Here is a 12480-nt window from a genome sequence, read left to right as displayed (position 1 = left end):
AATTGGACACGAAAAATGAGGTTCTAGGGGGATTTCGACATGTTAGAGTTTGATACTACTCAAGATCAATTAGCGAATATAAAAGTTATCGGTGTCGGCGGTGGCGGAAACAATGCTGTAAACCGTATGATTGAACACGGTGTACAAGGTGTAGACTTTATCGCTGTAAATACTGATGCACAAGCATTAAATCTATCAAAAGCTGAAACAAAAATGCAAATTGGTGGAAAATTAACACGTGGACTTGGTGCAGGTGCAAACCCTGAAGTAGGGAAAAAAGCTGCCGAAGAAAGCAAAGAACAGATCCAAGAAGCACTTCGTGGTGCTGATATGGTATTCGTAACTGCTGGTATGGGCGGCGGAACTGGAACTGGTGCAGCTCCAGTTGTTGCTCAAGTTGCAAAAGAATTAGGTGCATTAACAGTTGGTGTTGTAACACGTCCATTTACATTTGAAGGACGTAAGCGTGCAACACAAGCGGCATCTGGTATTGCTGCATTTAAAGAAAATGTAGATACACTTATTGTAATTCCAAACGATCGCTTATTAGAGATTGTTGATAAAAACACGCCGATGTTAGAAGCATTCCGTGAAGCAGATAACGTATTACGTCAAGGTGTACAAGGTATTTCAGATTTAATTGCAACACCAGGTTTAATTAACTTAGACTTCGCAGACGTAAAAACAATTATGTCTAATAGAGGTTCTGCTTTAATGGGTATTGGTTCTGGTAATGGAGAAAATCGTGCTGCTGAAGCTGCGAAAAAAGCGATTTCTAGTCCATTATTAGAAACATCTATTGATGGAGCTCAAGGTGTTATCATGAACATTACGGGTGGAGCTAACTTAAGCTTATATGAAGTACAAGAAGCGGCAGACATTGTAGCTTCAGCTTCAGATCCAGAAGTAAATATGATTTTCGGTTCTGTTATTAACGAAGGATTAAAAGATGATATCGTTGTAACTGTAATTGCAACTGGTTTTGATGATAGCATTGCAACTCAACCACCAAAACCAATCATTCGTCCGAATGTGAACCACACGCAACAACAGCAACAGCCAGTAGCTCAACCTCCAAAACAACGTGAAGTAAAACGTGAAATGAAGCGTGAAGAGCCGGTTGTACATGAGCGTCATTCAGATTCAGATGATATCGATATTCCAGCATTTTTACGTAACCGTCGTAGACGATAAAAGAAAAGGAGCTTTCAGGCTCCTTTTTTGCTTTATACAGGAGAAAGATCTGCTAAGCAGGTCTTTTTTTATTTTATCCCACTTTAATGGGCAGTAAGACCCCCACTGATTAAAGTTTCACTTTATACATTTCACTTTATATGTAAGTAAAAAAGCATAGTATTCTATGAAACATATACTTTTATTTTTTACCGACAGATTATGTCTAGAAAGCACAAAATAACAAAAAAACACCTCCGCAAATTGACACACTTTCCTATTGGATATGCATTATACTAGTCTCAACTTAAAAAAAGAGGTGAATTGTTTGGTTGTTTACGCCGACGTTGTTTGGTTGTTAAACGCCTGCATTGATTTTCTTTTACTTTTATTAACAGCCACCGTGTTAAAAAAGAAGATCAAAAGATGGAGGCTTGTGTTAGGGGCATTTATAGGTTCAACCATTGTTATTTTTGCCTTTACTCCTTTTGCTTCTATGATGACACATCCGATTATGAAACTACTGTACTCGTTACTTATTGTGTATACAGCATTTGGATTTACAACGTTTAGAAATTATGCACAAACTGTTTTTACTTTTTATTTTGTAACCTTTATGGTTGGCGGAGGCTTAATTGGCACTCATTTCTTTTTGCAAACGAATGAAATGGTAAATGGATTGGTGCAATCTCAATCTATTTCTTACGGTGATCCAATTAGCTGGTTGTTTGTTGTTTTTGGTTTTCCAGTAATCTATTATTTTTCTAAAAAGCGTATTGAAAGCGTAGAGGTTACAAAAATACACTATGATCAAATTGTGAAGTTGAAAATTCAATTAGCTGAAGAGGAACTAGAACTTACAGGTTTGATTGATAGTGGGAACCAACTTTACGATCCTTTAACAAAAACACCCGTTATGATAATGCATATTTCATCATTAGAACATTGCTTGCCAGCTTGGTTAACAGAACAAGTTTATTCCAAAACAGAGATTCCTCAAATACCAGAAAATGATTCTGGGTGGGCGACAAAATTACGCTTAATTCCTTTCCGAGCAGTAGGAGTAGAGAGTCAATTTTTATGGGCCGTTAAGCCAGACAGTGTACACATTGATCATGAAGGTAGTTCTATTGTAGTCAGCAAAGTATTGATTGGGTTAAATACACAACAGTTATCAACTAATGGAGAGTATCAATGTATTGTGCATCCGAAAATGTTAATTTCGCAAAAAATGGTAATTGCTTAATAATGGGAGGCGGGATAATATGATGAAATTAAAATTTTATTTAGTATACCTTTGGTATAAAGTATTGCTGAAATTAGGAATTAAGACCGATGAAATTTATTACATTGGTGGAAGTGAAGCGTTGCCACCACCGTTAACGAAAGAAGAAGAGGAAGTTCTTTTGAATAAATTGCCAAAAGGAGATCAGGCAGCAAGATCGTTACTGATTGAACGCAACTTACGGCTAGTCGTATATATAGCAAGAAAGTTTGAAAATACAGGAATAAATATTGAAGATTTGATTAGTATTGGAACAATCGGCCTTATTAAAGCGGTGAATACATTTAATCCAGAAAAGAAAATAAAATTAGCAACATACGCCTCACGTTGTATAGAAAATGAAATTTTAATGCATTTGCGCCGGAATAATAAAAATCGTTCAGAAGTTTCTTTTGATGAACCACTTAATATCGATTGGGACGGGAATGAACTTTTGTTATCAGATGTATTAGGTACAGACGATGACATTATTACAAAAGATTTAGAGGCCACTGTTGATCGTCATCTTCTAATGAAAGCATTACATCAATTAAATGATCGTGAAAAACAAATTATGGAACTTCGCTTCGGGCTTGCTGGAGGAGAGGAAAAGACACAAAAAGACGTGGCGGATATGCTTGGGATTTCACAGTCGTACATTTCGCGTTTAGAAAAAAGAATCATAAAAAGATTACGAAAAGAATTTAATAAAATGGTGTAAAGAATAAGACCAGCCTATATAACGGCTGGTCTTATTCTATTTAGTTGTATAAGGAAAGACAACTAAAATGAAAAATGAAGAAAAAACCACATGCATAAAATCCCCTTCAAAGGAAATACTTTACACTGTACAGCAACTCCCGATAGGAGGGAACACTTTGACGAGAAACAAAGTAGAAATTTGCGGTGTTGATACAGCTAAACTTCCCGTACTAAAAAATGATGAAATGCGTAAATTATTTCGTGAAATGCAAAGTGGAGAGATAAGCGCAAGAGAGAAATTAGTGAATGGAAACTTACGTCTTGTACTGAGCGTCATCCAAAGATTTAATAACAGAGGAGAATATGTTGACGATTTATTTCAAGTTGGTTGTATCGGACTTATGAAATCCATTGATAACTTTGATTTAGGCCAAAATGTAAAATTTTCAACGTATGCTGTACCGATGATTATTGGGGAAATACGCAGATATTTGCGTGATAACAATCCGATTCGCGTATCTCGCTCATTACGAGATATTGCGTATAAAGCGTTACAAGTAAGAGAAAAGTTGATTGCAGAAAATTCAAAAGAACCAACAGCGATGGATATTGCAAAAGTGCTAGAAGTAACTCATGAAGAAATTGTTTTCGCGTTAGATGCAATTCAAGATCCAGTTTCATTATTTGAGCCGATTTATAACGATGGGGGTGATCCTATCTTTGTTATGGATCAGTTAAGTGATGAAAAACAAAAGGACGAGCAGTGGGTTGAAGAGTTAGCACTAAAAGAAGGAATGAAGCGTTTAAATGATCGTGAGAAAATGATTATTCGAAAACGTTTCTTCCAAGGAAAAACACAAATGGAAGTTGCAGAAGAAATTGGGATTTCTCAAGCACAAGTGTCACGTTTAGAGAAATCGGCTATTAAACAAATGAATAAGACGATTCAAGGATAAGGTTTCACCATTTATGGTGAAACCTTTTTATATGTAACATAGTTTGTTTGTGCTCATAGTAGGGAAAGGGAGTTCATATAATGAAAATAATATGGGGTTGGTAAGAGGGTACTTCCTGTTAATTTAAGAAACAGCTTTTTTCAATTCGTCACATATAAGGGAGAGGATGAAAGTGATACGAATTTCGGAATTGCAGATGAAAGATATAATAAATGTTTCAGATGGAAAACGACTTGGGAATATTGGAGATATTGAAATTGATATGAATACAGGGAAGATTGGGTCTATTATTATTTCCAAACAGGCACGTATGTTGGGGATCTTTGGGAAAGATGTAGAAATTGTAATTCCTTGGAAAGAAATTGTGAAAATTGGGGAAGATGTCATACTTGTTAGAGTAAATACTGTTAATTCTGTAACAGAATCAATACAAACACCGACAATTTCATAAAGAATATTACAAATTCCTCTTTTTTTTCTGTTAGGATTATGAAAAAATAAAAGTATGGTAAAATAGACAGGAAGTACCATGCTTTTTTATGCTATTTTAATTAAAAAGGGGTCGCTTTGTTATGAGAGAACCATTTAAATATGTGGACGGTATACTGTATTTACAAGCGTGGAAAGAACTTGGAAACATTACTGCTGGATTTACGACAAAAGATGGTGGGATAAGTACAGGCTCCTTTCATGCGATGAATTTAGGATTACATGTGAATGATATCGTGGAGAACGTTCATGAAAACAGACGCATTTTAGCAAATAAGTTACAAAAACCATTAGAAAACTGGATTTGCTCTGAACAAGTTCATGATCATCATGTTGAAAAAGTAGGACAACAAGAAAAAGGAAGTGGCGTCTATTCATATGAAGACGGCATTTCAAAAACAGATGGCATTTATACGACTGATAATGATGTTCTTCTAACATCTTGTTACGCAGATTGTGTTCCACTCTATTTTTATGCGCCATCACATGGTATGATAGGACTTGCGCATGCTGGATGGAAAGGGACTGTAAAAGAGATTGCAAAGGAAATGATTCAAAAATGGAATGCAGAAGGCATTTCAAGCGATGAAATTCATGTTGCAATCGGACCAGCAATTGGATCTTGTTGTTACGTTGTTGATGATCGAGTGTTAACAGCAGCAGAGCAAGTAGTAAACGGTTCTGTCCCTTATAAAAAAATTTCTGATGGGCAGTACGCAATTAATTTAAAAGAAATTAATCGTATATTATGTGTACAAGCAGGCATAAAAGAAGAGAATATTGTAATGTCATCTCTTTGTACAAGCTGTGAAGAACAACTATTTTTCTCTCATCGCCGTGATCAAGGTAAGACAGGAAGAATGTTGAGTTTCATAGGTTTTAAGGAGGAAGAAAGCAAGTGACAGTACAAAAAAATTTAACAACTGTAAACGAAGTTATTAAAGAATCTTGTGCACGAGCGGGACGTTCGTTGCAAGATATTAAACTTGTTGCGGTTACAAAAACGGTAGGAATTGAAAAAACAAACGAAGTAATTGAAGCTGGAATTATCGATTTAGGTGAAAATAGAAATGAAGGTTTCTTACAGAAGTACGAACATTTCGGTTCAAAAGTGAATTGGCATTTTATTGGATCATTACAAACGAGAAAAGTAAAAGAAATTATTAATGAAATTGATTACTTACATTCATTAGATCGTCTTTCACTTGCGAAAGAAATTCAAAAACGTGCGAATAAGAAAGTGAAATGTTTTATTCAAGTGAAAACATCATCTGAAGAATCAAAGCAAGGATTGGCAATAGATGAAACCATTCCTTTTATTCAAAGTTTGCAAGAATTGGATAAGATTGAAGTCGTGGGACTGATGACAATGGCTCCGTTTACAGAAGAAGGGGAAGAAATTAGACGCTGTTTTAAGGAGTTACGTATGCTACAAACAGAGGTGCAGAAGCTGGAATTATTGCATGCGCCATGTAAAGAATTATCAATGGGAATGTCTAATGATTACACGATTGCAATTGAAGAAGGCGCTACATATATTCGTTTGGGGACGATTTTAGTAGGAAAAGCGTAAAAGGAAGGAGAATCTTATTATGAGTTGGTCAAAAGTAAAATACTTCTTTTTTGATACACCAGAAGAAAAAGAAGCAGCTCAATATAGTTATGAAAAGGAGCAAACAGACATGAAGAAGCAGCAAGATCCGCCAGAACAACAAGATGTTACGTTTCCAAAAGCACAACCGAAACAAAATGTTGTGAGCATTGAAACGGCAAAGCAATCTTCAAAAGTTGTTTTATTAGAACCACGCACATATTCGGAAGCGCAAGGAATTGCGGACCATTTAAAAGGTAGACGAGCTGTTGTAATTAATTTACAACGAATGTCTACTGATCAAGCTGTACGTATCGTTGACTTTTTAAGTGGTACTGTATACGCTATAGGCGGGGACATTCAAAAAATAGGACCGAAAACATTTATGTGTACGCCTGAAAATGTAGATATTGTTGGTGCAATTTCAGAGTTGTTCGGTGAAGAAGAAGACACAAATATAAAGAGGTGGTAATACGCCATGGAAACAGTTTTAAGGCTTTTAGTTTATGCTATCGAGATTTACTCGTGGGCACTTATTATTTACATCCTCCTATCATGGTTCCCAGGTGCTAAGGAATCAACTTTCGGAGATGTTCTTGCGCGTATTTGTGAACCGTATTTAGAACCATTTCGCAGATTTATTCCGCCGCTTGGTATGATTGATATCTCTCCACTCGTTGCGATTTTTACGTTAAAGCTTGCTACGAAGGGTTTAGTAAGTATATTCGCCTATTTCTTATAGTAAGAGGTTAAATACATGAGCATCTATGAACATTTCAGACCTGATGAAGAGGTCTTTGTGGATAAGGTGTTAGAGTGGAAGCGAGTAGCGGAGTACCATCAAGTGAAGTTAACAGACTTCCTTGATCCAAGACAACAACAAATTGTCACTATGGTTATAGGGCAAGGTGATGTTGCTGTACAGTTTGATGGTGCAACGCTTCATGCAGAGCGTAAAAGAGCACTCATTTATCCGGACTATCTAGTAGTGAATGAAGAGGAATTTCAAGTAGAAGTATTGGAAATTGACTATCCTTCTAAGTTTTATACGCTAGAGCATAGGCAAATATTAGGTACATTTATGTCTCTTGGTTTAACGAGAGAAAAATGTGGTGATATTTTGCTTCAAGAAGATCGTGCCCAAATTGTAGTTGCGAAAGAAGTTGTATCTTATATTGAGATGAACTTACAATCGATAGGGAAAGTGAAGGTTTCCTTATCACCAGTGCAAGGAGAAAAAATTCTACAGATGCAAGAAACGTGGGGAGAGAAATCTGGAACGGTTTCTTCGCTTCGTTTAGATGTTATATTAGCAGAAATGTTACATATATCTAGACAAAAAGTACAACCTTTCATAAAAAATGGTTTAGTAAAAGTGAATTGGAAAACAGTGGAGCAAACCTCTTATGAATGTTATCCAGGAGATGTTTTTTCAGTGAGAGGATATGGACGAAGTAAACTGTTTTCTGTAGAAGGTAAAACAAAGCGCGACAAATGGAGAATTTTGTATGGTATACTAAAATGATTGGTTTTTTAGAAGGAAATCCTCCTATTTTGTCGAAGAAAAGATATAATTGAAAGAGGAAATTTAGATAACTACTTGGAGGTGGCGTTGTGCCGTTAACACCATTAGACATTCATAACAAAGAATTTGGTCGCGGATTCCGTGGCTATGATGAAGATCAAGTAAATGAGTTTCTTGATCAAATTATCAAAGATTATGAATTAGTCATTCGTGAGAAAAAAGCTTTAGAAGAAAAAGTTGCGCAATTAGAAGGGAAGTTAGATCATTTCTCTAATATTGAAGATACGTTAAACAAATCTATCGTCGTTGCACAAGAAGCAGCGGAAGAAGTAAAACGTAATGCGCAAAAAGAAGCAAAATTAATTGTACGTGAAGCTGAAAAGAATGCAGACCGTATTATTAACGAAGCGTTAGTAAAATCAAGAAAAGTTGCTTTTGATATTGAAGAGCTAAAGAAACAAGCGAAAGTATTCCGTACTCGTTTCCGTATGTTACTAGAAACGCAGCTTGAAATGTTAAACAACGATGATTGGGATAAACTAATTGAGTTAGAAGACGAAGTAGACGAGCTGTTGAAAAAAGAAGAAACAGTGTAAGCTTGACGTTTTTCTCATTATTACATATAATTTTAAACAACATATTTATTAAGAAAAACGAAGATAGGGATAAGTACCTTTTTCATACCTTATATAGCGAACTGAGGATGGTGTAAGCTCAGGATAAGGAGATAATGGGAATATCACCCTGGAGTTCCTCGCTGAACAAATAGAGTAAGCGTAGGCGTATATTCGCGTTAAGAATATAAAGAGGATTGTATACATATGTATAGGATCTACTAGGGTGGTACCGCGGGAGACTTTCTCGTCCCTTTTTGGGATGAGAAGGTCTCTTTTTTATTCCGTTTTTTAAGTATTTCTTTTATACATGTAAGGAGGAATTGAGCATGGAGTACAAAAATACATTACTAATGCCAAAAACAGAGTTCCCAATGCGTGGGAATTTACCAAAACGTGAGCCTGCAATGCAAGAACAGTGGGCTGAAATGAATATTTATGAAAAGGTACAAGAACATACGAAAGGTCGTCCTTTATTTGTACTGCATGATGGACCTCCATATGCGAATGGTGACATTCATATGGGACATGCATTAAATAAAGTGTTAAAAGACTTTATCGTTCGTTATAAATCAATGACTGGTTACTGTGCACCATATGTGCCAGGTTGGGATACGCACGGTTTACCAATTGAGCAAGCTTTAACAAATAAAGGTGTAAAGCGTAAAGAAATGACAGTTGCCGAGTTCCGTAAGTTATGTGCAGAGTATGCATATGAACAAGTAGAACGTCAACGTGAACAATTTAAGCGTTTAGGTGTACGTGCTGATTGGGATAACCCATACATTACTTTAGAGCCAGCTTATGAAGCACAACAAATTAAAGTGTTTGGTGATATGGCGAAAAAAGGTTATATCTATAAAGGACAAAAACCAGTTTACTGGTCTCCAACGAGTGAATCAGCTTTAGCAGAAGCTGAAATTGAATATCAAGATAAAAAATCAGCATCTATTTACGTAGCGTTCCCTGTAAAAGACGGAAAGAACGTATTAGAAGGTGATGAGAAATACATTATCTGGACAACAACACCTTGGACGTTACCTGCAAACTTAGGTATTTCTGTTCATCCAGAACTTGATTACGCTATTGTAAAAGTAAATGATGAAAAATATATTATTGCTTCTGAACTATTTGAGACAGTTGCAAAAACGTTAGAGTGGGAAAATGCTGAAGTTGTGAAAACAGTAAAAGGTAGCGAACTTGAGTATACAGTTGCAAAACATCCATTCTACGATCGTGATTCATTAGTTATGCTAGGAGATCACGTAACAACAGATGCAGGTACAGGTTGTGTTCATACAGCACCAGGACACGGGGAAGATGACTTCGTTGTTGGTAAAAAGTATGGATTAGAAGTACTTTGTCCAGTTGATGATAAAGGTGTATTAACAAATGAAGCACCTGGATTTGAAGGCTTATTCTATGATAAAGCTAACAAGCCAATTACAGAAAAATTAGAAGAAGTAGGTGCGTTACTGAAATTAACATTCATTACGCATTCATACCCACATGATTGGAGAACGAAAAAGCCAATTATTTTCCGTGCGACAGCACAGTGGTTTGCATCTATTGAAGCGTTCCGTAAAGAATTATTAGAAGCTGTTGCGGAAACAAAATGGGTACCAGCATGGGGAGAGACTCGTCTTCATAATATGGTTCGTGACCGTGGTGACTGGTGTATTTCTCGTCAGCGTGCATGGGGTGTGCCAATCCCTGTATTCTATGCAGAGAATGGCGATCCAATCATTACAGATGAAACAATTAACCACGTAGCAGACTTATTCCGTGAGCACGGTTCAAACGTATGGTTCGAACGTGAAGCAAAAGATCTATTGCCAGAAGGATTTACACATACAGGTAGTCCAAATGGTGAATTCCGTAAAGAAACAGATATCATGGATGTATGGTTCGACTCAGGTTCTTCTCACCAAGCGGTATTAGAAGAGCGCGATGATTTACAACGTCCAGCTGATTTATATTTAGAAGGGTCTGACCAATATCGTGGTTGGTTTAACTCTTCATTATCAACAGCAGTTGCTGTAACAGGTAAAGCTCCATATAAAGGCGTACTAAGCCATGGTTTCGTATTAGATGGTGAAGGACGTAAAATGAGTAAGTCGATTGGAAACATCGTCGTACCGAAGAAAATTATGGATCAATTAGGCGGAGATATTTTACGCTTATGGGTATCTTCTGTTGACTATCAATCTGACGTGCGTATTTCAGATGATATTTTAAAACAAGTAGCAGAAGTATATCGTAAAATCCGTAACACATTCCGTTTCTTATTAGGAAACTTAGACGACTTTAAGCCAAGTGAAAATACAGTAGCTGTAGCTGAACTTCGTGAAGTAGATCGTTACATGTTAGTGAAATTAAATGACTTAATTACAAAAGTAAAAGAAGCATATGAGACATACGACTTCGCTGCTGTATATCATGCAATTCATAACTTCTGTACAATTGATTTAAGTTCATTCTACTTAGACTTTGCAAAAGACATTTTATACATTGAAGGTGCAAACCATGAAGATCGTCGTGCAATTCAAACTGTATTATATGATGTTCTTGTTGCATTGACGAAACTTGTAACACCAATCTTACCGCATACAGCTGATGAAGTATGGCCATACATTCCAGGTGTAACAGAAGAAAGTGTACAATTAACTGATATGCCAGAAGCTGTACAATTAGATGATGCGGAAGCATTAAAAACAAAATGGGATGCATTTATGACATTGCGTGATGACGTATTAAAAGCGTTAGAAGTAGCTCGTAATGAAAAAGTAATCGGTAAGTCATTAAATGCAAGCATTACACTATATCCAACTGCAGAAATGAAAGCTATGTTAGAGTCTATTAACGAAGACTTAAAGCAATTATTCATCGTTTCTGAGTACAAACTTGGTGGCATGATGGAAGAAGCGCCAGCAGATGCACCGAAGTATGAGCATACAGCGGTTGTTGTTGCTCAAGCAACTGGTGAAACATGTGAACGTTGTTGGGTAGTTTCAGAAACAATTGGTAAAGATGCTGAACATGAAACATTATGTGAGCGTTGTGCAACAGTTGTTAAAGAAAACTACGTAAAATAATAAAAAACTGACTGTGCGTAAGTGCAGTCAGTTTTTTATTATTGACGATATATTGAAATAACTTTCACTCTCTTTCCTATGAAGGAAAAATGTGTGTGAGGTAAGCATAGAAATTTCGGACACACTAATCGTACATTGCAGTTGGGAGGAATGTACACGTGAATGAAATGTATATGGAAATCAAAGAAGAATTGCAATTGATGCGAAAAGAGTTACAAGAGAGGCTAGCTAAAGAGGTCATGCACAAATATGATACAGAGTTTAGCGAAGAGCTTGGATATGAAATTAAGGAAGAGATAAAGAAAAAACTGTTATTACATGATATAAAAGAGGATTTAAAAGATGTAGAACGTGCATTATTCAAAATGGAAATAGATATGTATGGTATTTGTGAAGAAACAGGGAGAGTAATTTCGGTAAAACAAATGAAGACGATGCCGACTGCCCGTACTATACATGAATTTTTCTATGAAAAAGTAAATGTATGAATGTGCACAACGATATTATATTACCTTTTTTTAATTTATTTTATTCTTCTATAAAGGTTCATTGTGAAAAGGTTGCAGCTATGCTAAAATTTTGAGGTACACTGTCTTTGTGGGGGAAATGAAAATGATATATTATGTAATAGCGTTATTTGTCATTGCCATCGATCAAATATCGAAATGGCTAATTGTAAAGAACATGGAATTGGGTACGAGCATTCCGATTATCGATAATGTATTATACATAACATCACATCGAAATAGAGGAGCTGCCTGGGGCATTTTAGAAAATAAAATGTGGTTTTTCTACATTATTACAGTTGTCTTTGTAGTATTTATCGTAATGTATATGAAAAAATACGCAAAAACAGATAAGCTTCTAGGAATTTCATTGGGTCTAATTTTAGGTGGGGCAATTGGTAACTTTATTGATCGTGTATTTAGACAAGAAGTAGTGGATTTCATTCACGTGTATATTTTTTCGTACAACTATCCAGTATTCAATATAGCTGATTCAGCATTATGTATTGGTGTTGTATTAATTATTATTCAAACATTATTAGAAGGCAAGAAAACGAAGGAGTAA

At 36.0% G+C, this 12480-nt stretch carries 14 protein-coding genes and 1 other annotated feature; all 14 genes read left to right on the top strand.

All coding sequences use genetic code 11. The features are described 5' to 3' along the window. Positions 1 to 39 precede the first annotated feature (39 nt). A complete protein-coding gene (gene ftsZ, locus AC3WVA_RS01015) occupies positions 40 to 1194 on the top strand; it encodes a cell division protein FtsZ (RefSeq protein ID WP_000888987.1) in 1155 nt (384 codons plus the stop codon). 307 nt (positions 1195 to 1501) lie between these two features. After that, a complete protein-coding gene (gene spoIIGA / locus AC3WVA_RS01010; RefSeq protein WP_048530602.1) occupies positions 1502 to 2419 on the top strand; it encodes a sigma-E processing peptidase SpoIIGA in 918 nt (305 codons plus the stop codon). 19 nt (positions 2420 to 2438) lie between these two features. Further along, positions 2439 to 3158 (top strand): RNA polymerase sporulation sigma factor SigE, encoded by a 720-nt coding sequence (gene sigE / locus AC3WVA_RS01005; RefSeq protein WP_000976948.1) that lies wholly within the window; start codon positions 2439 to 2441, stop codon positions 3156 to 3158. A gap of 157 nt (positions 3159 to 3315) precedes the next feature. Then, positions 3316 to 4095, top strand: coding sequence for an RNA polymerase sporulation sigma factor SigG (gene sigG / locus AC3WVA_RS01000; RefSeq protein ID WP_000197753.1), 780 nt, complete (start codon positions 3316 to 3318; stop codon positions 4093 to 4095). A gap of 166 nt (positions 4096 to 4261) precedes the next feature. Then, positions 4262 to 4546: a YlmC/YmxH family sporulation protein gene (locus AC3WVA_RS00995; protein ID WP_048530599.1), complete on the top strand. Its 285-nt coding sequence runs from the start codon at positions 4262 to 4264 to the stop codon at positions 4544 to 4546. Positions 4547 to 4667: 121 nt separating this feature from the next. After that, positions 4668 to 5486 carry a peptidoglycan editing factor PgeF gene (gene pgeF, locus AC3WVA_RS00990; protein ID WP_048530598.1) on the top strand — a complete coding sequence of 273 codons (819 nt, stop codon included), beginning with the start codon at positions 4668 to 4670 and terminating at the stop codon, positions 5484 to 5486. Beyond that, on the top strand, positions 5483 to 6157 hold the full coding sequence (locus AC3WVA_RS00985) for a YggS family pyridoxal phosphate-dependent enzyme (protein ID WP_048530596.1): 675 nt from the start codon (positions 5483 to 5485) through the stop codon (positions 6155 to 6157). The genes pgeF and AC3WVA_RS00985 overlap by 4 nt, the downstream gene beginning before the upstream one ends. A 19-nt stretch (positions 6158 to 6176) precedes the next feature. Further along, positions 6177 to 6647 (top strand): cell division protein SepF, encoded by a 471-nt coding sequence (locus AC3WVA_RS00980; protein ID WP_000119136.1) that lies wholly within the window; start codon positions 6177 to 6179, stop codon positions 6645 to 6647. Between the two features lie 6 nt (positions 6648 to 6653). After that, on the top strand, positions 6654 to 6917 hold the full coding sequence (locus AC3WVA_RS00975) for a YggT family protein (RefSeq protein WP_048530595.1): 264 nt from the start codon (positions 6654 to 6656) through the stop codon (positions 6915 to 6917). 15 nt (positions 6918 to 6932) lie between these two features. Next, a complete protein-coding gene (locus AC3WVA_RS00970) occupies positions 6933 to 7700 on the top strand; it encodes a YlmH family RNA-binding protein (protein WP_492321755.1) in 768 nt (255 codons plus the stop codon). A gap of 89 nt (positions 7701 to 7789) precedes the next feature. Then, on the top strand, positions 7790 to 8296 hold the full coding sequence (gene divIVA / locus AC3WVA_RS00965; RefSeq protein WP_001131611.1) for a septum site-determining protein DivIVA: 507 nt from the start codon (positions 7790 to 7792) through the stop codon (positions 8294 to 8296). A 51-nt stretch (positions 8297 to 8347) separates the two neighbouring features. Continuing rightward, positions 8348 to 8572 (top strand) — a binding site (T-box leader). 71 nt (positions 8573 to 8643) lie between these two features. Then, positions 8644 to 11409 carry an isoleucine--tRNA ligase gene (gene ileS2, locus AC3WVA_RS00960; RefSeq protein WP_098344991.1) on the top strand — a complete coding sequence of 922 codons (2766 nt, stop codon included), beginning with the start codon at positions 8644 to 8646 and terminating at the stop codon, positions 11407 to 11409. Between the two features lie 158 nt (positions 11410 to 11567). Then, positions 11568 to 11897 carry a TraR/DksA C4-type zinc finger protein gene (locus AC3WVA_RS00955; protein ID WP_001004659.1) on the top strand — a complete coding sequence of 110 codons (330 nt, stop codon included), beginning with the start codon at positions 11568 to 11570 and terminating at the stop codon, positions 11895 to 11897. 124 nt (positions 11898 to 12021) lie between these two features. Continuing rightward, complete coding sequence (lspA, locus tag AC3WVA_RS00950) at positions 12022 to 12480, top strand: lipoprotein signal peptidase LspA (protein ID WP_001980603.1); 459 nt, start codon at positions 12022 to 12024, stop codon at positions 12478 to 12480.

The organism is Bacillus sp. EB106-04-02-XG92 (genome assembly GCF_058791995.1).
This window is presented reverse-complemented; position numbering and strand designations above follow the sequence as displayed.

What these genes read in the sequence shown, in the direction of transcription:
- ftsZ (WP_000888987.1), top strand. Translation starts at nt 40, where the DNA reads ATGTTAGAGTTTGATACTACTCAAGATCAATTAGCGAATATAAAAGTT.
- sigE (WP_000976948.1), top strand. Translation starts at nt 2,439, where the DNA reads ATGATGAAATTAAAATTTTATTTAGTATACCTTTGGTATAAAGTATTG.
- AC3WVA_RS00995 (WP_048530599.1), top strand. Translation starts at nt 4,262, where the DNA reads ATGAAAGTGATACGAATTTCGGAATTGCAGATGAAAGATATAATAAAT.
- pgeF (WP_048530598.1), top strand. Translation starts at nt 4,668, where the DNA reads ATGAGAGAACCATTTAAATATGTGGACGGTATACTGTATTTACAAGCG.
- AC3WVA_RS00980 (WP_000119136.1), top strand. Translation starts at nt 6,177, where the DNA reads ATGAGTTGGTCAAAAGTAAAATACTTCTTTTTTGATACACCAGAAGAA.
- AC3WVA_RS00975 (WP_048530595.1), top strand. Translation starts at nt 6,654, where the DNA reads ATGGAAACAGTTTTAAGGCTTTTAGTTTATGCTATCGAGATTTACTCG.
- AC3WVA_RS00970 (WP_492321755.1), top strand. Translation starts at nt 6,933, where the DNA reads ATGAGCATCTATGAACATTTCAGACCTGATGAAGAGGTCTTTGTGGAT.
- ileS2 (WP_098344991.1), top strand. Translation starts at nt 8,644, where the DNA reads ATGGAGTACAAAAATACATTACTAATGCCAAAAACAGAGTTCCCAATG.
- lspA (WP_001980603.1), top strand. Translation starts at nt 12,022, where the DNA reads ATGATATATTATGTAATAGCGTTATTTGTCATTGCCATCGATCAAATA.